Annotated in this window: 18 protein-coding genes and 1 tRNA gene; 1 reads left to right on the top strand and 18 read right to left on the bottom strand. The window is 43.5% G+C overall.

Annotated features, from left to right (window positions below):
• Positions 1 to 54 precede the first annotated feature (54 nt).
• The 7 genes from aroB to pilM form a co-directional block, all read right to left on the bottom strand.
• Entirely contained in the window at positions 55 to 1,158 is a 1,104-nt protein-coding gene (aroB, locus tag CIK80_RS09175; protein ID WP_095569757.1) for a 3-dehydroquinate synthase, read from the bottom strand.
• A gap of 80 nt (positions 1,159 to 1,238) precedes the next feature.
• Positions 1,239 to 1,796: a shikimate kinase AroK gene (gene aroK / locus CIK80_RS09170; RefSeq protein ID WP_095569756.1), complete on the bottom strand. Its 558-nt coding sequence runs from the start codon at positions 1,794 to 1,796 to the stop codon at positions 1,239 to 1,241.
• Between the two features lie 154 nt (positions 1,797 to 1,950).
• Positions 1,951 to 4,308 (bottom strand): type IV pilus secretin PilQ, encoded by a 2,358-nt coding sequence (gene pilQ, locus CIK80_RS09165; protein ID WP_095569755.1) that lies wholly within the window; start codon positions 4,306 to 4,308, stop codon positions 1,951 to 1,953.
• Positions 4,309 to 4,335: 27 nt separating this feature from the next.
• Positions 4,336 to 4,869, bottom strand: coding sequence for a pilus assembly protein PilP (locus CIK80_RS09160; RefSeq protein ID WP_062845498.1), 534 nt, complete (start codon positions 4,867 to 4,869; stop codon positions 4,336 to 4,338).
• Entirely contained in the window at positions 4,869 to 5,606 is a 738-nt protein-coding gene (gene pilO, locus CIK80_RS09155) for a type 4a pilus biogenesis protein PilO (RefSeq protein ID WP_095569754.1), read from the bottom strand. The genes CIK80_RS09160 and pilO overlap by 1 nt, the downstream gene beginning before the upstream one ends.
• Positions 5,603 to 6,274 (bottom strand): PilN domain-containing protein, encoded by a 672-nt coding sequence (locus CIK80_RS09150; RefSeq protein WP_095569753.1) that lies wholly within the window; start codon positions 6,272 to 6,274, stop codon positions 5,603 to 5,605. Before CIK80_RS09150 ends, pilO begins: the two co-directional genes overlap by 4 nt.
• The gene (pilM, locus tag CIK80_RS09145) at positions 6,274 to 7,329 is read right to left on the bottom strand and encodes a type IV pilus assembly protein PilM (RefSeq protein WP_095569752.1); all 1,056 of its coding nucleotides are present in this window, start codon (positions 7,327 to 7,329) and stop codon (positions 6,274 to 6,276) included. Before pilM ends, CIK80_RS09150 begins: the two co-directional genes overlap by 1 nt.
• A gap of 193 nt (positions 7,330 to 7,522) precedes the next feature.
• Between pilM and CIK80_RS09140 the strand changes: the two genes are divergently transcribed.
• A complete protein-coding gene (locus CIK80_RS09140; RefSeq protein WP_095569751.1) occupies positions 7,523 to 10,159 on the top strand; it encodes a PBP1A family penicillin-binding protein in 2,637 nt (878 codons plus the stop codon).
• Positions 10,160 to 10,244: 85 nt separating this feature from the next.
• Here the strand turns inward: CIK80_RS09140 and CIK80_RS09135 are convergent, their stop codons facing one another.
• The 11 genes from CIK80_RS09135 to tuf all read right to left on the bottom strand — a co-directional run bounded on the left by CIK80_RS09135 (position 10,245) and on the right by tuf (position 25,671).
• Complete coding sequence (locus CIK80_RS09135; RefSeq protein ID WP_095569750.1) at positions 10,245 to 10,772, bottom strand: DUF6586 family protein; 528 nt, start codon at positions 10,770 to 10,772, stop codon at positions 10,245 to 10,247.
• Between the two features lie 168 nt (positions 10,773 to 10,940).
• Positions 10,941 to 15,158, bottom strand: coding sequence for a DNA-directed RNA polymerase subunit beta' (gene rpoC / locus CIK80_RS09130; RefSeq protein WP_062845504.1), 4,218 nt, complete (start codon positions 15,156 to 15,158; stop codon positions 10,941 to 10,943).
• A gap of 152 nt (positions 15,159 to 15,310) precedes the next feature.
• Positions 15,311 to 19,429, bottom strand: coding sequence for a DNA-directed RNA polymerase subunit beta (rpoB, locus tag CIK80_RS09125; RefSeq protein WP_095569749.1), 4,119 nt, complete (start codon positions 19,427 to 19,429; stop codon positions 15,311 to 15,313).
• A gap of 736 nt (positions 19,430 to 20,165) precedes the next feature.
• Positions 20,166 to 20,537 (bottom strand): 50S ribosomal protein L7/L12, encoded by a 372-nt coding sequence (gene rplL / locus CIK80_RS09120; protein ID WP_062845506.1) that lies wholly within the window; start codon positions 20,535 to 20,537, stop codon positions 20,166 to 20,168.
• A gap of 132 nt (positions 20,538 to 20,669) precedes the next feature.
• Complete coding sequence (rplJ, locus tag CIK80_RS09115) at positions 20,670 to 21,197, bottom strand: 50S ribosomal protein L10 (protein WP_025652244.1); 528 nt, start codon at positions 21,195 to 21,197, stop codon at positions 20,670 to 20,672.
• 474 nt (positions 21,198 to 21,671) lie between these two features.
• Entirely contained in the window at positions 21,672 to 22,373 is a 702-nt protein-coding gene (gene rplA, locus CIK80_RS09110; RefSeq protein ID WP_062845507.1) for a 50S ribosomal protein L1, read from the bottom strand.
• Positions 22,373 to 22,804 carry a 50S ribosomal protein L11 gene (rplK, locus tag CIK80_RS09105; protein WP_058025423.1) on the bottom strand — a complete coding sequence of 144 codons (432 nt, stop codon included), beginning with the start codon at positions 22,802 to 22,804 and terminating at the stop codon, positions 22,373 to 22,375. Before rplK ends, rplA begins: the two co-directional genes overlap by 1 nt.
• A gap of 89 nt (positions 22,805 to 22,893) precedes the next feature.
• Positions 22,894 to 23,424 (bottom strand): transcription termination/antitermination protein NusG, encoded by a 531-nt coding sequence (gene nusG / locus CIK80_RS09100; RefSeq protein WP_095569748.1) that lies wholly within the window; start codon positions 23,422 to 23,424, stop codon positions 22,894 to 22,896.
• Between the two features lie 71 nt (positions 23,425 to 23,495).
• Complete coding sequence (gene secE, locus CIK80_RS09095) at positions 23,496 to 23,981, bottom strand: preprotein translocase subunit SecE (protein WP_062845508.1); 486 nt, start codon at positions 23,979 to 23,981, stop codon at positions 23,496 to 23,498.
• A 51-nt stretch (positions 23,982 to 24,032) separates the two neighbouring features.
• Positions 24,033 to 24,108, bottom strand: a tRNA-Trp gene (locus CIK80_RS09090).
• Between the two features lie 372 nt (positions 24,109 to 24,480).
• Positions 24,481 to 25,671, bottom strand: coding sequence for an elongation factor Tu (tuf, locus tag CIK80_RS09085; RefSeq protein ID WP_062843867.1), 1,191 nt, complete (start codon positions 25,669 to 25,671; stop codon positions 24,481 to 24,483).
• Positions 25,672 to 25,861: the final 190 nt, after the last annotated feature.

The following is a 25,861-nucleotide window of genomic DNA, read 5'->3' as shown; positions in this document are numbered from 1 at the left end:
TATGTTGAATGGGGACGCGCAATGAACATTTATGCTCGTTAATCGCTTAATAGATCATTCGCTATGTTGCGACAAAACGTCAGTCAAAAGGTTGGTATCAAAATCATTGGTTAAGACAGCCTTACCTAACGATTTTAACAAAATAAGGCGGATTTGTCCGTGTTTCACTTTTTTATCGTGACCCATTAAATTCAAAGCTGTTTTGACATCAATAGGTGGCGGCGTGATGGGCAAATTGGCTAGCGTCAAAATATGCTTAACACGGGCAACCTCTTCCGCACTTAACCAGCCAAGTTTTTGTGACAGCTCAGCTGCTTGTACCATGCCAGCTGCAACTGCTTCGCCATGGAGCCAATTGCCGTAGCCTTGATGGGTTTCAATCACATGTCCAAAGGTATGTCCAAAGTTCAACAATGCGCGTACGCCTGACTCTCTTTCGTCCTGCGCCACGATATCGGCCTTATACTGACAGCAGCGTTTTACTGCCTCACCAAGTACCGCCAGATCTAGTGCCATCATGGCAGGTAGGTTGTCTTCAAGCCACGTCAAAAACTCATCATCCATGATGAGTGCGTATTTAATCACTTCAGCAAGTCCTGCAGATAGTTCACGCGCAGGCAACGTTTTCAGCGTACTCATATCAGCAAGTACCATCTGTGGCTGCCAAAAGGCACCAATCATATTTTTGCCTTGGGCATGATTAATACCAGTCTTGCCACCGACGCTTGAATCGACTTGGGACAATAGCGTCGTTGGAATCTGAATAAAATTCACACCGCGCATAAAACTTGCCGCGGCAAAACCCGTCATATCACCGACTACTCCGCCGCCAAGCGCAATAAGTGTGACATCACGATTAAAATGCTCAGCCATCAGTGCATCGTAAATTTGGTTGATACTGTCCTGATTCTTATACTGCTCACCATCTGGCAACACGCATACCTTGACTGTAAACTGTCCTGCCAGCTCTTCTTCTAATGCTTTTAAATATAAAGGCGCTACCGTATCATTTGTGACAATCAGTACTTGGCGGCCACCAATATAAGGGGCGACTTGCTTCGCCATACTGTCGTTCTCTGTCACTGTTTTTTCAGTGATGACAATGGGATAATCATGGCTTTGCGTATGAACAGTTAAGCCATCCTGAAACAATGACATTGAATACTCCCTAAACGTATTTAATAAAGTAAAAACAGAAGACGTCGCATGGCTCTACCATCAGTCGTCCGTCAAGCTTACTATTCTTTGGGTTCTGGCTCTTTAGAAGTAGAAGGAATAAATGCGCCCAGCTGCTGTAAGAGCTGGTTCACCATATGACGTGGATAAGTATGACCGGTCGGCATAATGATATGGGCAACTTGGCGATATAATGGATCGCGTTTATTGTATAGTTCTTGCAAGATTTTTCTAGGATTGGGCTGCTGTAATAATGGTCTTGTTTTGTCTTTGGCAGTACGTGCCATTTGCACGTCAACAGGTGCATTCAAATAGACCACGATACCGCGTTGGCTTAGAAACTCGCGGTTTTCAGCACACATGACTGCGCCGCCGCCAGTCGCTAAGACAATTTGGTTTCTTTGAGTCAACTCATCAATGGCTCGTGTCTCACGCTCCCGAAATCCTGCTTCGCCTTCTTTAGCAAAGATCCAAGCAATATCAGCCCCTGTCTGAGACTCAATATACCAATCACTGTCTACAAAAGAGCGCCCTAATTGCTTGGCAAGCAATTTACCGATCGTGGTCTTCCCTGCTCCCATCGGTCCTACTAAAAACACCGACGGTAATTCCTCCACCATAATACTCACTCAGCTAAATTAGGTATGATACAACGTCATTGATATTCTGGCTAGTAAGCAGCCATGATTATTGTGCGTACTGCTCAAAAGTCATGCGTAAAAAAAGCAAGCATCAGTGCTTGCTTCTTTTAAGTAAAAATCTATCAGTAGCCGTTTAATTCAAACGGCTGACCCCGTCATTGATGAGTTTTGGTGTGACAAAGATTAACAGCTCTTCTTTATTATTACTACGCACGTCTCTACGGAAGGCGCGGCCGATATATGGCAAGTCTCCTAAGAAAGGGACTTTATCCACACCATTGTTGGTACGGTTCCTAAATACACCACCCAATACGACGGTTTGTCCATCTTCAATAATAACATTGGTGGATATAGAATCTTCGTTAATAGCGACCTGATTATTAATAATAGTTGGTGTGCCGTTGGTAATAAGCAATTGCAAACCAATCTTACCATCAGGGGTAATATTTGGTGTGGCTTCTAAGCTCAGTGCTGCTTCTCTAAAGCTCGTCGTTGTAGCACCGCTTGCTGACGCCTCTTGATAAGGAATCTGAGTACCAGAAGACACTTTTGCCGTTTGTTTATCGGCCGTTAGAATTTTTGGCGTAGAAATGACTTCACCGCGGTTATCCGCTTGCAATGCTGATAATTCAAGATCAAGCATCACATCTGACATACTGAGTAAACCAAAAGCAATGCTGCCCGCTGGATTAGCCACTCCTAAATCAACGTTTAGATTATCAGGACGGGTAATATCGTAAGAAGGATAAGAAACCGTTTGACCGTTGACTGTAGTTGTTTCTACATCAAAATCTTTTAAATCCCATAACGTTTGATCACTACCGCCCACCAATAAGCTACGATTATTGGCCGCGCCATTGGATAAAATGCCCCAACGCACACCAATTTCTTTACTAAAGCTGTCAGTGGCACTCACAATTCTCGCTTCAATCATGACTTGACGCACGGGAATGTCAATCTTACTAATCAATGTGCGAATATTCTCAATACTATTCGCGACATCTTTAATAATCAACGTATTGGTACGCTCATCAACTGTTACTGTTCCGCGATCGGACAGCAATGTATTGTTGTCATTGGCACGGTTTGCAATACCGTTACTACTGGCGCCGCCCGTCGCTCCACTCCCTTGAGAAATCAGGGTCAATACATCTTGTGCTTTGGCATAGCTCAGACGAATGTACTCAGTACGCAATGGGGCAAAAGATTCAACCGCTTGCTGCGCCTCAAGTTCACGCGCTTCTTGCTCAGCAAGTTCAGTAGCAGGCGCCACCAAAATAACATTGCCATTTTCGCGTTTGCCTAGGTTTTTACTTTTTAGGATAATATCAAGTGCCTGATCCCACGGCACATTAATCAGTCGTAAAGTAATATTACCAGTGACCGAATCATTCGCTACAATATTCATTTCTGTGAACTGCGCTAAAATATCTAAAACACTGCGGATTTCGACGTCTTGGAATTCCATAGACAGTGGCTCACCGCTATACACTCTTTCTTCAAGCGTTGGTTCACGTAGTAGCTCAGGCTTGCTAATACTAATATTTAACTGATTACCTGATTGATAAGCTTGATATTCATAATCGTCCGCCATGTTAATAGTGATAACACCATTTTGACCTTGATTTTGTGTATCAATGCTACTCACAAGACCGCTATTAACATTCAAACGACGTAGTAGATTTCTAGGTACAGTGCTGCCAGTTAAGCGTACGACCAATTTATTGCCTTGACGTTGCACATCAACCGGAATGGCTTCGTTAGCAAGTACCATGCTGACATCACCGCCGCCATCGTTACCTGCCGAAAAATTGACTGCGCTCAAACCATCATAACTGTATTGTTTACTGACCTGTGCAGAAGCAAGTTGTGGATTTAATAATGGATTAACTCGTACTACCATCGTATCCGCTGGTACCTCATTTTTTACTACCGTCGTACTGGTTGTACGCACAGCAACAGGGGCAACGCTAGTCTCGACAATTGGCGTAACAACTGCAGTGGTGGTCATTCTATTACTGTTGTTAAGTACGTCTTGAACTGGGTCGTTAGTCATAGCGGGGCGAGCAGGGTCTGTGATGGTTAGTAATAGATCATTACCTTCAATCTCTGTCGTATAATTGCCTGACTGTTTAAGACCGACGATAAGACGCGTGGTGCTATCACTACTTAAAGTCGTGACCTCATTGACCATCCCAATATTGTATTCATTAAAACGGCTTACCAAACCGTTTTGTACTTGTTCAAAATCTAGTACCAAACGACTCGGATCATCAAGCTGGTAAGCAGCAGGTAATACGGGTGTGCCGGCAAAACCCAAGCGCATTTGTGTTACTGCTGGCGCGGTTTGTACCACAGAGATGTTGTTAATACGCTGTGCAGCATGGGCACTGTTACTCACTGCTACCATACTAATTGCCAATGCTGAAATGGCAAAAGCAGAAGACACGCGGTTGCTCATCATCATTACCTTGTTATTGCGTACTGTCATTATGTATTCCTCAAAAAATCTGCCGACTTAGCTTATGGGGGAAACCAGCGACTGGGGTTTTTCAACAAACCCAGCGCGGCTGTCTGGCACAATTTCAATCAAGTTAATCTGAGTCGGCGTGATTTCAACAATACGGCCGTCATTTAATCCAAGATAATCACCTACTTTTACACTGGCAACTGAGCCATCAGGGCGTTGTATCAACGCATATTGCTGACCTTCAGGTGAAATCACCACACCGCGAAAGATCAGTTGTGATAGCTCATACTGTTCAAGAGGTTGTTTTACCCTTGTAATATCAGGGCGCACGCCATCGATAGAAGTGGTAGGACCGTCTACATTGACCAAGCTCGGCGGCAGAAATGGGCTACGCTGTGCACTGGCACTATAAACAAAGTCTTCTACCAATTCAGCCTTAGGTGGTGGCTCAATAGGCTGTGCAGGTTGATTACGTATATCGGCCATTGCTTGTTCTGCCATACCAATACGATCTGTACATCCTGTGATTGATAAAGCAGCAATGCTCAAAGCCAGTAGCGTGGGCAGTTTTTGAATAGTCATTAATTGCCTCCAGCAGTATCAGGTGTGGCAGCAGCGTCACCTGCCGAAGCAGTTTCTTCGCCCTCAGGAGCAGCCTCTTTTGAGCGGTACGTCTTGGTTTGTAATACCAAAGTCAGCTCCGGTAGCACATCCAGTGACGGTTGAGGATTGCTGACCTCAAAATCATGCATGGTGATGATTCGTGGCAAAGCGGCAAGACCACTGATAAAGCTACCAAATTGGTGGTACTCACCCAAAGCGGCAATGCGAATAGGTTGCTCAATAAAGAATTCGTTTTCAATTTCAGGTTCTACTGAAATATCTTGGAAACGGATGTTACTACCTACGCCTGTCATGTTTATGCCTTCTACAAGCTCTGACACACGAGTATCCTTCGGCAGCTGATCCAGTAAGGTATTGAACTCTGTTTCCATTTGGACCACTTGGGCTTGATAGGCTTTTAGATGACGCGCGCGTGATTCTTTTTCACGGTAGCTTTCACGCAAGGTTTGTTGTTGACTTTCAGCCGCCGTGATCTCGTCGATCTTACTACTAATCGGTAACGCCCATGCCATTGCGGCAATAAAAGCAATAATGAGTCCGATGACCGTCACTTTTACTGGCGTTGGCCAGCTACCATAGTTTTCTGAATCTAACGACTCAAAACTTCGACGGAACTCTTGTAAATCGAACTGCTTCTTAGGTTTCAGATCTGATTTTTTTGTTTTGACTAGGCTTTTTTTGCGGACAAGCTTCATGACGCATCTCCAAGCCCAGCATTAGTATTGGCATCAGCATCAGCTGGCACCGCCGACTCTGACTGTACTTTCGTTGTTACCACAAACTGAACATAACTGTCTTCAGGATAAACGGGGCGTGGCTGCGCGCCATCACCAGTGGTCACAGGAGCGTTAAGAGCTGGCGGCGTTTCATAAGCGCTAATATTTTGCTGAATATTGCTGACTGCTGAATTACCCATCCATTTACTGTTATCAAGATTGCGAATCAAGCTCGATACGATATTTGGATTATCAGCAAGACCAGTCAAAGTCAGAACATCGCCTTCACGTTTTAGGTTGGTCAAATAGAGTGCAGGCGGTATGGCTCTAGCAAGATCATCCCACAAACGGACAGGCACAGGACGTCGACCTTGTAAATCCTGAATGACCTGCATACGTGAGATGATATCTTCTCGGCGTTGCTCCAGACCATCGATTTCAGTCAACACCGCATCCAGGCGAGCGTTTTCTTGCTCAACCAGCGCATTGGCATCCAGCTGTTCGTCTAGTTCATTGTTAAAATAACTCCACGTGGCAAAGGCAGCCAGTAGAGTCAATAAAGTGATGGCAACCACCAGAGTTATAAACTCTTTATTGCGACGTTCGCGCTCTTCTTGTCGCCACGGTAAAAGGTTAATACGAGCCATCAGTCAAAGCTCCTTAACGCAAGACCGCAAGCGGCCATTAAACTTGGTGCATCAATGGCCAATTGCTCATTGTCAATATGTGGTGCAATGGTCATATTGGTAAATGGATTGGCCACACTAACAGGCACACCAAGTCTCTGTTGAGCCATACCTGCAAGACCTGCTATAGCGCTACTGCCACCAGCAAGCACTATATGATCGATACTACTGTATTGACTTGAAGAGAAATAAAATTGTAATGAACGGGTGATTTGTTGAATGGTATTTTCAATGAAAGGTGTCAATACTTCGATGTAGTAGTCATCAGGCAAGGTACGCTCACGCTTACTAAACGCCGCTTCCTCAGCCGACAGGCCATAACGATTCTGTATGGCTTCTGTCAGTTGAACACCACCAAATAGCTGTTCGCGGCTATAGATAAACTCACCATTTTTGGCGATATATAAGGTCGTTTGATTGTGCCCAATATCTACCAGTGCTACTAACTCTGGAAAATTTGGTAAACTATCGGCCATTAATCCAAAAGCACGCTCAATTGCATGAGACTCGATGTCCATAACCTTGGTTTGCATACCGCCAAAAGTTAGGGCATCAACTCGTTGGTCGACGTTTTCTGAACGAGATGCAGCAAGCAATACTTGCACCATGTCATCGCTTATCAAAGAAGGACCCAAAACTTCAAAATCCAAATTGACGTCTTCCAATGGATAAGGAACATACTGATCGGCATCCAGACGTATTTGAGCTTCGCGCTCTACATCGCTTAGCGCGACATCCATATCAATAATTTTGGTAATCACAGCCGAGCCTGATACGGCGGTTGCAGCATTGCTACCCCCAACTTGACAACGCCTAGCGACAGTAGCAATAATATGACCAACCGCTTCTGTATCTACTAAGAGTTTATCAACGACCACACCTTCCGGCAGTCTCTCAATACCATAAGACTTTAAGTGAAAAGCACCCTGTTGACGCTGTATGTCAACTAACTTCACTGAGGTGGCACAAATATCCACACCAATCAAATGTCGACTCTTGGAAGTAAATAGCCTCACAAACTCTATACCTTATATTAAGTGTACACTTTGATAGTTATTTGTAATAATTGAACACAATACTTTACTTAATAGAGAGATTCAAGCGTTTAAATTGGCTATGAAGGATAACTTACACATTTAGTGTGACCTGTGTATTTTGTTCAAGGTATAATAGCTGACCTGTTGCAAATTTTACTTAATAAGCCTTATTATGATTAAAAAAACTGCTACCGCTCGTCTCATTCATTTTTTGGTGGGACTTTTTATTGCCTGCTTAGCGTTAGCAGTTATATTAGCCCTCGCGGTGCCCATCGGTTTTTACGGTATGGCCATGTATCTATCGCCTACTTTGCCTAGCACTCAAGAAATAAAAACGGCAAATCTTGAAATGCCATTGCAGATTTATAGCAGAGATGACAAGCTCATTGGCCAATATGGCAATCGCCTATCCCTACCAGTCACTTTTCAAGAAATCCCTGAAGACTTGACTCATGCTTTTTTAGCCGCAGAAGATTCCTCCTTTTTTCAACATAGTGGTATCAGTATTAAAGGTCTTGGTCGCGCAGTTACTGAAGTGGTTACTGATGACGAAGGGCAGACAGGTGGCTCTACTATCACCATGCAGGTCGCCAAAAACTACTTCTTGAGTCCTGAGCGCACGCTAAATCGTAAGCTGACTGAGCTTTTTTTGGCACGCAAAATGGAAGACGAGCTGAGTAAGAATGAGATTTTAACCCTTTATGTGAATAAGATTTATTTGGGTGAAGGCGCTTATGGCATTAGGGCTGCTGCCAAAAAATACTATAGTAAATCATTAGACAACTTGACTATTGCTGAGATGGCCATGTTGGCAGGTTTGCCAAAAGCCCCTTCTAAATACAATCCAGTCGCTAATCCTACTCGAGCCCTGACTCGCCGCAACTGGATCATTGGACGTATGCATGAGCTGGGATATATTACTAAAGCACAGCGTGATGAAGCGATTAATGCACCAGTAGGCATAAATCTGTACCAAGAAAAGCTTGACGTCAATATGCCTTATCTAGCAGAAATGACACGTGGTGCTTTGGTTGAGCGTTATGGTGAGCAAGTGATGCACAGTGGTTGGCGTGTCCGTCTTACCGTTGATAGCAAAGCACAGACCGATGCAGAAGCAGCCATACTAACGGGTCTAATCGCTTATGAGCATCGTCACGGTTGGCGCGGTGCAGAAGCGAATGATGAACCTTTAGAAAACTTCAGTCGCTATAGCAATATGTCTCCTGCTAAAGTCACCAAAGTCAACTATCGAAGTTTTGAAGCAACCATGCCTTCTGGTGAGAATGTGACTGTGAACTGGTCTGGTATGAGCTGGGCGCGCAAGTATATCTCGGCCGACCGTGTTGGTTACCTTCCTGATAATGCCAGCCAAATTGTTAAGAAAAATGACATCGTTCGCGTGATACCTACTGCAAATGGCAACTGGCAGCTGGGACAAATTCCTAAAATACAAGGCAGTTTGGTTTCGCTAAACCCAGAAACGGGTGCAGTGAATGCATTGGTTGGTGGCTTTGACTTTAATCACAGTAAATTTAACCGTGCCTTGCAAGGTTGGCGTCAACCAGGTTCTACTATCAAACCTCTTGTATATACCGCTGCACTAGAAAAAGGTTATCGTCCAGACAGTATTGTTTCGGATCGTCCTATCCAAGTAGGTGACTGGAAACCAAAAAACTCTGATGCACGTTTCCTAGGTGATATTACCTTACGTCGTGGTCTCTACTTATCTCGTAACTTGGTCTCTATTCGTTTGCTACAGTCTATTGGTATTTCTGATGTACGCAACTTATTAGATGAATTTGGCCTTGATAAAGAAAAGCTACCGACCACCTTATCGCTTGCATTAGGTGCAGGGCAAGCGACGCCATTACAAATGGCAACGGCCTATTCTACCTTTGCCAACGGTGGTCATCGTATACAACCTTACTTTATTGAGCATATTTATAACTATAATAACGAGCTATTATTTCAGGCCAATCCGCGTCACGCCTGCGCTTTGTGTTTCAACGAGCAGCTCGACACACTGAATAAAAAATTAGTAGAAGAACATGATCAGGCCACTGCCAGTAGCACCACTGGCGATCAAGTCACCGATAAAGAACAAGATTCAGCGTCTAATGATGACGAGTCGCAAAAATCTGAAGTCATGAATACAAGCGTTTATGATGCCAGCCCGCAATCGGATCGTTTAAAAGCACCTGCCGTACAGTATACGATAGCAAAACAAGCGCCGCGCATACTAAAACCTAGAGTGGCTTTTGAGATGGCAGACATCTTACGTGATGTGGTACAGCGCGGTACAGCGGTACGCGCAAAGGCTCTAGGCCGTGATGATATCGGCGGGAAGACAGGCACCACCAATGATGCGAAAGATGCATGGTTTGCAGGTTTTCATCCTACCAATGCCACTGTTGTGTGGATGGGTTTTGATCAACCCTCTACGATGGGTCGCCGAGAATACGGCGGCGTGGCAGCCCTGCCCGTATGGATGGACTTTATGAAAGCTCAACTTAAAGACACGCCTCGCCAATGGGTCTCTATCAACAATCGCTCTAAATCTCAAAAACAAAAGCAAAGAATTATCGAAATGACGGACGATGGCATTATTACGGATGAAGACTCTGAGGACAGCGCTGTTGAAAAACCTGTCAAAACCCAAGCTCAGCAGCGTAGAGTACCAGTTGAAACCTCTGCTGACGAGACAAACACTTCATCACCAGCATGGTCTACTAACCGTGATGGCGATAGCGTGCCACAGAATCCTTTATCGGTGACGCCAGTCGATGAGATGCCTCCGATGCCAGAGTAAATCATACTATTAAGATTTAATGCATCACCACAAAAAGCCTGTTTAGCAATCACTAAACAGGCTTTTTTCTATCTATTAATATTCTTTAAAACTCGACCATACCAGCGCGTAATTGCTCAATCAGCTCTAAAAGCTGCTGACGCCATTCACGTATGGTGGCTTCATCTGGCAACCACTGATTTGATAGCGTGACCACATTCACAATCAGATCAGATGCTTGTACCCTTCCATTGTTTGTACTGTCTTCCACCACCGTATCTGATGGTACGGCATATAAACAGCGCTGGTAAGCTCGTTCTACATCCGCAAGAAAACCTTGCTGTCGCAGCTGATGCAAGCGCTGAATTTCAGGAGAGACTTGAGTACGTTCTGCCAATGCTTTTTCCACATCTACCAAAGTTGGCATTGCCATGCTCAAACTGTAAAAATGGCTCAGCTCTTGTATGAATGCCAAAAAAGCACCATGCAAATGAAAAATCGCTGTTTCACAATGTGCTTGATACAACTGCTTATCATTGGTATTTCCTGCTGCTTGGCAAGAGAGGCGGCAAAAATAAAGTTTCTGATTGGTTCGATCTGCTTGATATTTGGCAACGCGAGTTTTACCTGCCATTTGCTACTTATCCTTCTATGAATAGTGAATTAAGGCATGTTTTCCAGTGTACTATTTTTTTGGATAATAGCACCATGCCTTTCTTAATTTTTTACACCCATAAAAAAGCCAGCATCTTAGGCTGGCTTTTTTATCAAATTAAGAAAGAATCAAAAATAGTTAATACGATTAATTATCTTGATTTAACTCTTGAGCAAAGGCTTCATCAAAGCTAGCAAAGTCTTTAGTATCTGTGCTTGCAGTCATATCGAAAGCGGCATTCAGATCTTTATCTTGTAGCTTCTGATCTGCTTTTTCTTTACGTGTCTTATGATAAGCAAGACCTGTACCAGCAGGAATCAAGCGTCCAACAACCACGTTCTCTTTTAGGCCACGTAGCTCATCTACTTTACCAGTGACGGCAGCAGCAGTTAGTACACGTGTGGTTTCCTGGAACGAAGCCGCTGAGATAAAGCTTTCTGTTGCCAAGCTTGCTTTGGTAATACCAAGCAACTGACGCTCGTACTGTACTGGGAATTTATCTTCCGCTTCTAGCTTCGCGTTCAATGCTTTGATATCAGCATACTCGACTTGATCACCTTTAAAGTGACTTGAATCACCGCCATCAGTAATCTCAACTTTACGCAGCATCTGACGAATAATAACTTCGATGTGCTTGTCGTTGATTTTTACGCCCTGCAAGCGATAAACGTCTTGCACTTCGTTAACGATATAATCAGCAAGTGCCGTCTGACCTTTCAAACGTAAGATGTCATGCGGATTCTGTGGACCATCAGCAATAATCTCACCACGTGCTACTGTCTCGTTTTCAAAGACGTTGATTTGACGCCATTTCGGGATCAGTTCCTCATGAACCTCACCATCTTCATTGGTAATAATGAAGCGGTTTTTACCTTTAGTCTCTTTACCAAAGCTCACCACACCAGTCATTTCTGCCATGATAGCGTGATCTTTTGGACGACGTGCTTCGAACAAGTCGGCAACACGTGGTAGACCACCGGTAATATCTTTCGTACCAGAAGAGGCTTGTGGTACACGGCCCAAGATTGAACCTGCTGCAACTTTTTCACCATCGCTGACGCGAATGATGGTTTCAGCTGGTAAGAAGTAAACCACTTCTTTACCTTCGTCCGTATTCAAGATAATCGCAGGACGTAAGTCTTTGGCTGAGCTTGAACGGTCACGAGTCGCTAGAATCTCAAACGAGCTCATACCAGTCGCATCATCTACTTTCACAGTAGCAGTCATACCATCAGTGATGTCACTGAAGCGTGCTGTACCAGCGAATTCTGTGATAATTGGATGCGTATGCGGATCCCATTTTGCGATGGTTTGGCCACCTTCAACTTGCTCTTCGTCTTTTACAAGAACGCTTGAACCATACGGTACTTTATAGCGCTCACGCTCACGACCAAGCTCATCAGTCAAAGCAATTTCAGCTGAACGCGATACGATAACTAGATGACCGTCAGTATGCTGAACGGTTTTCATGTTTTCGAAATGCGCTTGACCTGCATTACGTACAGAGATGCTGTTGTCCACAGATGCTGAGCTTGCAGCCCCGCCCACGTGGAAAGTACGCATGGTTAACTGAGTACCAGGCTCACCAATTGACTGGGCTGCCATAACACCGACAGACTCACCGATGTTCACTTTATGACCACGAGCAAGGTCACGACCATAACACTGTGAACAAACGCCATGCTCAACATCACAAGTAATAACTGAACGTACCCAGATATCATCAATTGCATTGTTATCAAGCACGTTTACCCAATGCTCATCAATTAAGGTACCAGCTGGAATCAAGACTTTTGATTCGTCATCGTTGTAAGTCACATCGCGTGCAGTGACACGACCTAGTACCAATTCACCTAGCTTCTCAATGATTTCACCACCTTGGATATGTGGTTTCATGAGTAGGCCTTCTTCAGTACCACAATCATCACTAGTGATAACCAAATCTTGTGCGACATCAACCAAACGACGCGTCAAATAACCTGAGTTAGCGGTTTTCAATGCTGTATCCGCTAGACCCTTACGAGCACCGTGAGTTGAGATGAAGTACTGTAGTACGGTCAGACCTTCACGGAAGTTGGCCTTAATTGGCGTTTCAATGATTGAGCCATCTGGTTTTGCCATCAAACCACGCATACCTGCCAACTGACGAATCTGTGCCGCACTACCACGAGCACCAGAGTCTGACATGATAAAGATCGAGTTGAATGACTTCTGCTCGTCTTCTTCACCTTGTGCGTTAATGACTTTGTCTGTTGCCAAGTTGTCCATCATCGCCTTAGCGACTTTGTCATTGGTACGTGACCAGATATCGACTACTTTGTTATAGCGCTCACCAGCCGTTACAAAGCCTTGCTCGAATTGATCTTCAATCTCGCGAACTTCGCCTTCTGCCACTTCGATGATTTGCTTTTTCAATGGCGGAATGACCATGTCATCGATACCGATAGACACACCTGATAGCGTTGCTTGTGCAAAACCAAGATACATCAATTGGTCAGCAAACATGACGCTTTCTTTCACGCCAACTTTACGGTAGCAAGAGTTGATCAGACGTGAAATATTTTTCTTCGTCATCTCTTGGTTACATTCATCAAACGACATACCTTTAGGCATGATGTTCCAGATCAACAAACGGCCAGCAACCGTTTCTTTCATACTAACTTCTTTGGTTTGGTTACCGTCTTCATCAATATGCGTCTCTGTAACACGCACTTTGATTTTAGCGTTCACATGCAAATCGTTTGAACCAATCGCACGCAATGCTTCATTAACGGTGGCAAAAATCATGCCCTCGCCTTTAGCATTGATTGATGAACGGCTAATGTAATACAAACCCAATACCACATCCTGTGATGGTACGATGATTGGATCACCGTTCGCAGGAGACAAGATATTGTTAGTTGACATCATTAGCGCACGTGATTCAAGCTGTGCTTCTAGAGTCAATGGCACGTGAACGGCCATTTGGTCACCATCAAAGTCAGCGTTGAATGCAGTACAAACGAGCGGATGCAACTGGATAGCTTTACCTTCGATCAATACTGGCTCAAATGCCTGTAGACCCAAACGGTGAAGCGTTGGCGCACGGTTAAGTAGTACTGGATGCTCACGGATAACCATGGCCAGCATATCCCACACTTGTGGCTCTTCACGCTCTACCATCTTTTTGGCAGCTTTGATCGTTGTCGCTAACCCATGAGACAATAGCTTGTTATAAGTAAATGGCTTGAATAGCTCAAGTGCCATTTTCTTAGGTAGACCACACTGATGTAGGCGTAGTGTTGGACCTACAACGATGACCGAACGACCAGAATAGTCAACACGCTTACCAAGTAAGTTTTGACGGAAACGACCTTGCTTACCTTTGATCATATCAGCCAAAGATTTCAATGGACGCTTGTTACTGCCCGTAATCGCACGACCGCGACGACCGTTATCAAGCAATGCATCCACTGACTCTTGCAACATACGTTTTTCGTTACGTACGATAATGTCAGGTGCACTTAGCTCAAGCAGACGCTTTAGACGGTTGTTACGGTTGATAACGCGGCGATAAAGATCGTTTAGATCAGACGTCGCAAAACGACCGCCCTCTAGTGGTACTAGCGGACGCAAATCTGGTGGTAGTACTGGCAAGATATTCATTACCATCCACTCAGGCTTGTTATTAGAATCACGGAATGCTTCTAACAGTTTAAGACGCTTAGACATCTTCTTAAGCTTAGTCTCAGAACCTGTTTGTGGGATCGCTTCACGCAGCTCATCAATCTCGATATCCATGTCGATATCTTTTAATAAGTCTTGAACCGCTTCAGCACCCATCTTGGCAGTAAATTCATCACCAAATTCTTCAAGCGCTTTGTAGTAATCTTCATCATCAAGCAATTGGTACTTCTCTAAAGAAGTCAAACCAGGCTCAGTCACAATGTAGCTTTCAAAATACAATACGCGCTCAATATCACGCAATGTCATGTCTAGCAATAGACCGATGCGGCTTGGTAATGACTTTAAGAACCAAATGTGCGCAACTGGGCTAGCTAGGTCGATATGACCCATGCGATCACGACGTACTTTAGCGGTAGTGACTTCAACGCCACATTTTTCACAGATAACGCCTTGGAACTTACGGCGCTTGTATTTACCACATAAGCACTCAAAGTCTTTTACTGGACCAAAGATTTTGGCACAAAACAAGCCATCACGCTCAGGCTTAAACGTACGATAGTTAATGGTTTCAGGCTTTTTTACTTCGCCATGTGACCATGATTTAATCACGTCAGGTGAGGCTAAAGTAATTTGGATGCTATCAAACTCTAGGTTACCGTTGCCGGCAGGGCTCTGCATGATATCGAGTAAATCTTTCAAGTTGCTTCTCCGTTATCTTTATAATCATCTGACTGCAATCTGTTGACGCAGATAAGATGAATGAAGGCAATGAATAGGGTTGAGACAAATTACTAAAAGCAGCAGCAATGACGCGTACTGCCTTTAGTGGACAACTAAGTTAGACAATGGGTTTAGTTGCTTTGTTTTAACTCAATATTAATACCCAGTGATTTGATTTCTTTGGTCAGTACGTTAAACGACTCAGGCATACCTGGATCCATATACTGCTCACCATCAACGATGTTTTTGTACATACGTGTACGGCCTTCAACGTCATCCGACTTCACAGTCAGCATCTCTTGCAACGTATAAGTCGCGCCATAAGCTTCTAGTGCCCAGACTTCCATCTCACCGAAACGCTGACCACCGAACTGTGCTTTACCGCCGAGTGGCTGCTGAGTGACTAGCGAGTAAGAACCCGTTGAACGCGCATGCATTTTGTCATCAACCAAATGGTTAAGCTTGAGCATGTACATATAACCAACCGTTACCTTGCGGTCAAATTTCTGACCAGTACGACCATCATATAACGTCTGCTGACCATCGCGATCCATACCAGCAAGCTCGAGCAAGTCTTTAACTTGGCTTTCTCTTGCGCCGTCAAATACTGCTGTGCCCATCGGTACACCGCCACGTAAGTTGTCTGCTAACGCCATGATGTCATCATCACTTAAGCTATCAAGATCAACTTGCTCACCGCCTACTTGGTTATAGATTTTGTCCAAGAAGTCACGTAGCTCTTTGATCGCTGCTTGAGATTTGAGCATACCATCAATCTTCTCGCCCAATCCTTTTGCTGCCATACCCAAATGCGTCTCTAGAACCTGACCGATGTTCATACGAGATGGTACACCAAGTGGGTTCAATACGATGTCAACGGTATTACCATTTTCATCATAAGGCATGTCTTCAACTGGCATGATGCGCGATACCACACCTTTGTTACCATGACGACCAGCCATCTTATCACCAGGCTGAATACGACGCTTAACCGCTAGATATACTTTAACGATTTTCTGTACGCCATGTTGTAAGTCATCACCAGCGGTCAATTTGCGTTTTTTCTCAGCAAACTTTACATCGATGTCTTTTTGCTTATCAACCAAGTAATCAGCGATTTGCGTTAGACGCTCAGAGATTTCTTCTTCTACTGGCTGGATATCAAGCAATGTCTCAAGGCTCATATCTTTCATATCAGCCAACGCCATTACTGTACCAGCCTTTAGACCAGCACCGCCGCTGACTTTTTGGCCATCTAATAGATTACCAATACGACCACGTGCTGCTTCTTCAAAGATACGTAACTCTTCTTTTAAATCTTTGCGATAGCTATCAAGCTGCGATTTTTCAATCGCTCTTGCGCGTGCGTCTTTTTCGACGCCATCACGGGTGAAGACCTGTACATCAATAACCGTACCTTTACTTGAAGTCGGTACGCGTAGTGACGTGTCTTTCACATCAGCCGCTTTTTCACCAAAGATAGCCCGTAGTAGTTTCTCTTCTGGCGTCAGTTGCGTTTCACCTTTTGGCGTCACTTTACCAACTAAGATATCACCAGCGTCAACTTCAGCACCGATATACACGATACCTGCTTCATCAAGACTTGATAATGCCGCTTCACCAACGTTTGGAATATCAGCAGTGATCTCTTCTGTACCTAGCTTGGTATCACGAGCCACACACGTCAATTCTTGAATATGAATGGTGGTGAAACGATCTTCTTTAACCACTTTTTCAGATAGCAAGATTGAATCTTCGAAGTTGTAACCATTCCACGGCATAAATGCGATGCGGATGTTCTGACCCAGAGCTAGCTCACCAAGATCCGTTGATGGACCATCAGCCAAGATATCACCCAAAGCGATTTCATCACCTTGGTTGACGATGATACGTTGGTTGATACAAGTGTTCTGGTTAGAGCGCGTGTATTTGATTAAGTTATAGATATCGATACCCGCTTCACCAGCAGTCATCTCGTCTTCATTGACACGAACCACGATACGTGAGGCATCAACATCTTCGATCACACCGCCACGCTTAGCAATCACACAAACACCAGAGTCACGAGCAACGTGACGCTCCATACCAGTACCTACTAATGGCTTATCAGCACGTAGCGTAGGAACCGCCTGACGCTGCATGTTCGAACCCATCAAAGCACGGTTAGCATCATCATGCTCTAGGAACGGAATCAGACCTGCTGCAACCGATACTACCTGACTTGGTGACACATCCATATGCGTCACTTTTTCTGGTGGCATACGGACGAATTCACCATAGCTACGCACACTGACCATCTCATCAGACAACGCGCCTTCTGCGGTTACTGGTGAATCAGCCTGTGCAATGACCGTACCTACTTCTTCAATCGCTGATAAATACTCAATAACGTCAGTAACTTTACCATCAACCACACGGCGATAAGGGGTTTCTAGGAAACCAAAGCTGTTGGTTTTAGCAAACGTCGCTAGCGAGTTGATCAAACCAATGTTCGGACCTTCAGGAGTCTCAATCGGACATACACGGCCATAATGCGTATCATGTACGTCACGTACTTCAAAGCCTGCACGTTCACGAGTCAAACCACCCGGTCCTAATGCTGATACACGGCGTTTATGGGTAACTTCAGACAACGGGTTGTTCTGATCCATAAACTGTGACAACTGGCTTGAACCAAAGAATTCTTTCACCGCGGCCGCTACCGGCTTAGAGTTAATCAAATCTTGTGGCGACAAGTTGTCTGATTCCGCTGAGCTTAAACGCTCTTTTACAGCACGCTCAACACGCACTAGGCCAACACGGAATTGGTTTTCTGCCATCTCGCCAACTGAACGAATACGGCGGTTACCTAGATGGTCAATATCATCAACATCACCGCGACCATTACGAATCTCAATCAGCTCTTTTAACACATTGACGATATCGTCATTGGTTAATACGCTGCGTTCGCGCTGAATATCAGGATCATCCGTGTTATCGAATTCTAAACCAAGACGACGGTTAAATTTCATACGACCGACATTCGACAAGTCATAACGGTCTGCGTTGAAGAACATGCTTTCAAATAATTTTTCAGCAGTCTCAACCGTTGGTGGCTCACCTGGACGCATTACTTTATAGATTTCAATCAATGCTTCTTCGCGAGTTGACGTGCTATCAGCGCGAATCGTATCGGCAATATAACTACCTTGATCGATATCATTGGTGAATAGGATGCTAAATTCTTTAATAGCACCACTCGCTTCAAACGAGTTCAATTTAACCAATAGTTCGTGATCAATTAACGTGTTTGCTTTTGCAATCACTTCGTCATTAACAACGATATCTTCTGCCAAAATGCGCTCATACAGATACTCATCAGGCACAGCAATTTTCGTCATACCCGCTTCTTCAAGCTGACGAATACGGCGTGCGTTGATACGCTTACCTTGCTCTACCAATACATCACCTTCAGGTGACACGATATCAAATTGAGCCATCTCACCACGTAAGCGATCAGCGACTAAATCAATTTCGAACTGCTCTTCGCCTTTATAAACAGCAACTTTATCAAAGAACAAATCTAAGATTTCAGAAGTCGTCAAACCTAGTGCACGTAGAATGATTGAAGCCAGTAGCTTACGGCGACGGTCAATACGAGCAAATACTAAGTCTTTGGCATCGAATTCAAAATCTAACCAAGAACCACGGTAAGGGATAATACGTGCGTTATAAAGCACTTTACCACTTGAGTGTGACTTGCCTTTATCATGGTCAAAGAAGACACCTGGCGAACGATGTAGCTGTGATACGATTACACGCTCAGTACCATTGATAATGAAAGTACCGTTAGCCGTCATCAAAGGCATTTCGCCCATGTAAACGCTTTGCTCACGGATATCTTTGATAGCGGCTTTGCTATCTTTGTCTTTGCTATCTTTGTCTTTGATGATCAAACGAATTTTGACACGCATCGGCGCAGCAAACGTTGAACCACGTAAGATACACTCACGCTCATCAAATTCAGGCGTGCCTAAATAGTACTCAACAAATTGTAACTCAGCATTACCAGAGTGACTCTCAATTGGGAAAATAGAGGAATACGCAGCTTGCAAACCAGTATTCTCACGAGCTTTTGGCTTTTTATGCTCTTGCAAAAATTGCTCGTAAGAATCTACTTGAATAGACAGCAAATAGGGAATGTCCATCACAGTGGGCAATTCAGCAAAACTTTTGCGAATACGCTTTTTTTCAGTATAAGAATATGCCATCGAGAGTCCTTACAGTAAACGTGGAAACAAATTAAAAGCGTGGCCAGCATGCATAAATACGATGCAAACTGAGCGACGTAAACGATAATACAAAACAGGTGTTCGTGTTCAACTCATATTTTTTGTCACTTATCACTTCACTAACCAGTGTGTATTTAGCACACCTTATTCAATCTTATAATCGGTATATGAACCCATCTATATAGATGCCTATACCGAAGAATTCAACCTAATACAAACTATTGCCTTTAGGGCTTAACTTTCTAGTATATTTATGAAAAAATAATTTTTACTAAAATTTTGAACAATTTGTCATCAAAACTGACATGATCGTTTAGCCAGTTCATCACTAAAACTGATATCGTCGCTGGTATGAACCGTCTTTAAGCCTATGCAATGACAGTAAACCATGCTAAATAGATAATTTAATATCAACAGTTTTCAGAATTAATAATAATTGGGATAACTATAACTTTTAGAATCAGTATAAACTATAGTGTTAATGGGAAAGCATGCAGACACAAAAAAATGCCAAACATCTACGGACGTTTAGCTTATTTAACTGATTTCAAAAACTGGCATGTGTGCTTGCATGTATATCGTCTGTCCTTTTGATGGGTATCCACCGTGTTGTTGCATACGTATGTTGGCAGACACAAAAGGTCAAGCTACAAATTATAGTAAAAAAAAGCTGGCAATGCAAGGCATTACCAGCTTTTTTTGTACAGTGTTAAACTTATTTTAGTTCAACAGTTGCACCAGCTTCTTCAAGTTTCTTTTTCAACTCTTCAGCTTCAGCTTTAGATGCGCCTTCTTTGATTGGAGCTGGAGCGCTTTCAACCAAATCTTTCGCTTCTTTTAGGCCAAGGCCAGTAGCTTCACGTACAGCTTTAATTACGCCAACTTTCTTCTCGCCAAAGCTAGCAAGAACAACGTCAAACTCGTCTTTTTCTTCAACAGCAGCAGCAGGACCAGCAGCAGCAGGTGCAGCAGCAGCAACAGCAGCTGTTACGCCGAATTTTTCTTCCATGTCGCTGATTAACTCAACGATATCCATTACTGACATTTCAGCGATTGCGTTTAACACATCATCTTTAGATAGTGCCATGAGAACTCTCCGTTATCTGATAAAAATTAATTGATTCTAATATCGCTTTGATTGATTGCCACAATTTCAAATAGGTATGGCAATAAAATTCAACCAAAATTAGCGATGTTAAAGTTACGTTAAAACAAGCAATTAAGCAGCTTCTTTTGCGTCTTTGATTGCCGCTACAGTGCGAACGAACTTGCCAGGAACAGCGTTCATAGTCTGGACAAGCTTGGTCACTGGTGCATTCATAGTAGCCATCAAGATAGAGATTGCTTCGTCGCGAGTTGGTAGCTTCGATACGCGCTCTAGCTCTTCTGGACCATAAACTTCACCACCGACTGATACTAATTTGGTCTCTAAAGCTTTGTTATCTTTGCTAAAGTCGAAAACGACTCTTGCTGCAGATCCCAAGTCTTCCATAGAGAAAGCCAAAAGTAGTGGACCAGTCATACGGTCTGACATGCTCTCAAACTTAGTACCTTCAAAAGCGCGTTTTGCTAGTGTATTTTTCACCACTTTTAAAACAACACCTTTATCACGAGCTTGTTCGCGAAGCTGAGTAAGCTTAGCAACACCAATTCCGTGATACTCGGCAGCTACTGCTGAGTAAGCATTAGCAGCAACTTCAGACACTTCAGCCACAACTTGTTGTTTTTGCTCTAGCGTTAATGCCATAAGTTGACTCCTTTAATCTTATCAATCGGCTTATCATAAGAGTGCTAAAAACCGAAGTTTTTATACGTTCAAATTATAAGCTAGGACTGACTTGATACGACACATTACCAGCGGATTCAATTAATAAAAAAGCATCTACTGGTAACGACTGATTACGGCACCGTTATCAGAATGACGTTGAGTAATAGTTTGAAGACTGTACAAACAATCATATCGTCCTATTCGCTCGTGTCTTAAACTGTGTGGGCCACCGTCTGCGTAGGACAACTAAGATTTTCATCTGTCGTCGATTAACAAAAGTGACTCAATATCATATTTAACCATTCGAAAATTGTTATTTATGACGCTGAACCACCTTCTACCTACGGTCTTAGACAGCGTAGTAAAAACTACGCTGACCTAATTTTTTAAATATGGTTTGTGCTCATCATTCAAAATATTTGATGTTCAAAAACTTAAAGATAGAGACTTTAATTATTTTGCAGTACGATAAGGAACAGCATCGATCGTTAGACCAGGGCCCATCGTGCTAGACAAGGTAATTTTCTTAATGAAAGTACCTTTAGAAGTAGCAGGCTTAGCACGCTTTAGATCAGAAATGATCGCTTGCGCGTTTTGCTCGATTTGCTCAGCAGTGAAACCGATCTGTCCGATAGTTGCATGGATGATACCAGCTTTATCAACACGGTACTGTGCTTGACCCGCTTTTGCGTTAGTCACAGCTTCAGCAACGTTTGGCGTTACCGTACCAACTTTTGGGTTAGGCATTAGGCCACGTGGACCTAGAATCGTACCCAATTGACCAACAACACGCATAGCATCTGGAGCTGCGATAACAACATCAAAGTCCATGTTACCAGCTTTGATTTCTTCTGCTAGGTCTTCAAAACCAACGATGTCTGCACCAGCTTCTTTAGCGGCTTCAGCAGCAGCGCCTTGAGCAAATACAGCAACGCGTTTGGTTTTACCAGTACCAGCAGGTAAGTTAGTTGCACCACGAACCACTTGATCAGATTTACGTGGGTCAACGCCCAAGTTTACTGCGATATCAATAGACTCTTTGAATTTTAGTGCTGGCAAATCGTTTAGGATTTGAACTGCTTCTTCAAGAGTGTATTGCTTTTCGTTATCAATACGGCTTTGAATTTCTTTTTGACGTTTGGTTAGCTTAGACATTATACACCCTCCACGGTAATACCCATTGAACGTGCAGTACCAGCGATGGTACGGACAGCAGCATCAAGATCAGCAGCAGTTAAGTCTGCATTTTTGGTCTTAACAATTTCTTCTAGTTGTGCACGGTCAACTTTACCGACTTTAGCTGTATTCGGTGTACCTGAACCTTTAGCAATACCAGCAGCTTTACGTAGTAAATACGCAGCTGGTGGTGACTTCATGATGAAGGTAAAAGACTTATCGCTGTATACAGTGATCTCAGTTGGGATCGGTAGACCTGGCTCTTGGCCTGAGGTCGCAGCGTTGAATTCTTTACAGAACGCCATGATGTTCACGCCTTTTTGACCCAATGCTGGACCAATTGGTGGTGAAGGATTTGCTTTGCCTGCAGGCACTTGCAGTTTGATGTAACCATCAATCTTCTTAGCCATGATACTCTCCTAAATGGGTAATAGCGCCAAATCAACGTGGTATATACCTAATTGACTAACAGCTCCCCGGTTGATGAACTTTTTGCTGTTTAGTCTAGCTTTTCAACTTTGCTAAACTCAAGCTCGACCTGAGTCGGTCGATTAAATACGTTTACGGTCAAATGTAATTTAGATTTCTCATAATCCACCTTTTCAACCAACCCTTTGAAGTCAGTAAATGGACCATCAATAACCAACAGCTCTTCGCCCGGCTCAAATAGTGTTTTAGGACGTGGGTCAGTTTCAGTTTGATTGAGACGATTTAAAATACGATCAGCTTCTACTTGCGTAATAGGTGCAGGTGTTTCAGGCGTACCGCCAATAAAACCCATGATACGGGGACAGTCTTTGACAATATGCCAAGTGTTGTCGTTCATTTCCATTTCGATCAATACATAACCTGGAAAAAACTTACGCTCACTCTTACGCTTCTTGCCGTCTTTCATTTCGACGACTTCTTCAGTAGGAACCAATACATCACCGAATGACTCAGCAAAGTCACTACGGTTAATACGATCAGTTAATGAACGTTGTACTTGCTTTTCATATCCTGAAAACGCTTGAACAATATACCAACGCATATCACGCTCCTGATCATTATAAATAAGTCGTTATAGGTAAATCTCTCGTTAATAGTCACTAATACGTGCTACTAACCGATAAAAATACCAACGAACCAGTTAAAAAAGTTATCCAACAACCAAACAAAGAATCCAACAATGGCAATCATGACAATAACTTGCCATGTATATTGAAAGGTTTCATCTTTACTTGGCCATGTCACTCGGCGAAGTTCAACAGCTGCATCTTTTAATAAAATTTTAAAAGCACGACCTTGATGCGTCAGCGCCAAACAGACTAATGCAAATACAACAAGGGCAACGATAATCCCAATACGAATCCAGACGTCGTTGGCTGGTTGCCAATAACCGGGTAGATATTGGTTGACTAAAGTCGCCCCTATCAAAACTGCTGCGGCAAGTAGCCACAAAATCACATCTTTTATTGAGCCAGTCTTAGCGACTTCAACGGCAGAAGTATTGACCGCTGATACATGCTTATCTTTAGACAGCATTCCACCAGTAACCGCCTTGGCATCAGATAACTTAGTCTCGAGGTTATCTTGATTATTGCTCATAAAGAACTCACTTCGGAGATGGTGGGGTACAACAAAGATATGATAAGAAGATGGCAGGCGATGTAGGACTCGAACCTACAACCCTCGGTTTTGGAGACCGATGCTCTACCAATTGAGCCAATCGCCTATGGGTGTAAAGGACAGCATTATACAATATTTATCGTAAAATGCAAGCCTTCAGAGATAATTTTTTATCTCGCTTTCCTCTGAATTAAGAGTCGTTATATTTATTAATTAGCCTTATAAAAGATTAATAATATGAATATACGATAAGAGGGAGCGCTAATATAACAAGGTATTTCGTAGATTACAATAGAAGAAGAGATAAATTCACTATTATTACTTGTAAAACCTTTATACAAAATAATATTAAAATCAGCATGGTTTAATTCAGACTTATACCCTCAAACCAGCTTACCACTCTCAAAGAAAAAGCCACCCTATTTCTAGAGTGGCTTTTTTATAACTAATTCAAGTTCTCATTACTGAGACTGATGGATTAGTTCAATACGTTAGCAACAACACCAGCGCCTACAGTACGGCCACCTTCACGAATAGCGAAGCGAAGACCTTTGTCCATAGCGATTGGGTGGATAAGCTCTACGCCCATCTCAACGTTATCACCAGGCATAACCATTTCAGTACCGTCTTGTAATTGGATTGCGCCAGTTACGTCAGTGGTACGGAAGTAGAACTGTGGACGATAGCCGTTTAGGAATGGTGTGTGACGACCACCCTCTTCTTTTGACAGTACGTATACTTCTGCGTCAAACTTGGTGTGAGGCGTGATTGAACCTGGCTTAGCTAGTACTTGGCCACGTTGTACGTCTTCACGCTTAGTACCACGTAGTAGTACGCCACAGTTTTCGCCTGCACGACCTTCGTCAAGCAGTTTACGGAACATCTCTACACCAGTACAGGTGGTTTTTTGAGTGTCACGGATACCAACGATTTCGATCTCGTCACCAACTTTAACGATACCAGATTCAACACGACCAGTTACTACGGTACCACGGCCTGAGATTGAGAATACGTCTTCGATTGGCATTAGGAATGCTTTGTCGATATCACGCTCTGGCTCTGGGATGTAGGTGTCTAGTACGCCTAGTAGTTCTACTACTGCTGGCTCACCATACTTGTCTTCTGAACCTTTTAGGGCTTCAGTGGCTGATCCTTTGATGATTGGGGTGTCGTCACCTGGGAAGTCATAGTCGTTCAATAATTCACGAACTTCCATTTCTACTAGTTCTAGTAGTTCTTCGTCATCTACCATGTCACATTTGTTCATGAATACGATGATGTATGGTACGCCAACCTGACGTGATAGCAAGATGTGCTCACGGGTCTGTGGCATTGGGCCGTCAGTTGCTGATACAACTAAGATTGCGCCGTCCATCTGGGCTGCACCGGTGATCATGTTTTTAACATAATCGGCGTGACCTGGGCAATCAACGTGAGCATAGTGACGTGCTTCAGTGTCATACTCTACGTGTGAGGTGTTGATGGTGATACCACGTGCTTTTTCTTCAGGTGCTGAGTCAATAGACGCGTAGTCTTTGGCTTCGCCGCCAGAAGTTTTTGCAGCTACTGTTGCGATTGCAGCAGTTAGGGTTGTTTTACCATGGTCAACGTGTCCGATGGTACCGACGTTGACGTGTGGCTTGTTACGTTCAAACTTGGCCTTTGCCATGGGTAATTCCTCTTTTTTTGGGGTCAAATGCTAGGTTCGTATCAATACGATAACTCAGACAATCTTGACCACTTTAAGATAATTGTTAAAAGGTCGCACATACTAATGTGCAGATATTATAAGAAAATCACGACCAATAACAAGTCTTTTAACAAGTTATTGGCGGATTCTCTACTGACAACCTAAAAAC

Source organism: Psychrobacter sp. JB193, from assembly GCF_002285555.1.
In the GTDB taxonomy this organism is placed as follows: Bacteria; Pseudomonadota; Gammaproteobacteria; order Pseudomonadales; family Moraxellaceae; genus Psychrobacter; species Psychrobacter alimentarius.
Note: the sequence above shows the minus strand (reverse complement) of the source record. Positions and strands in the feature narration are given on the sequence as shown.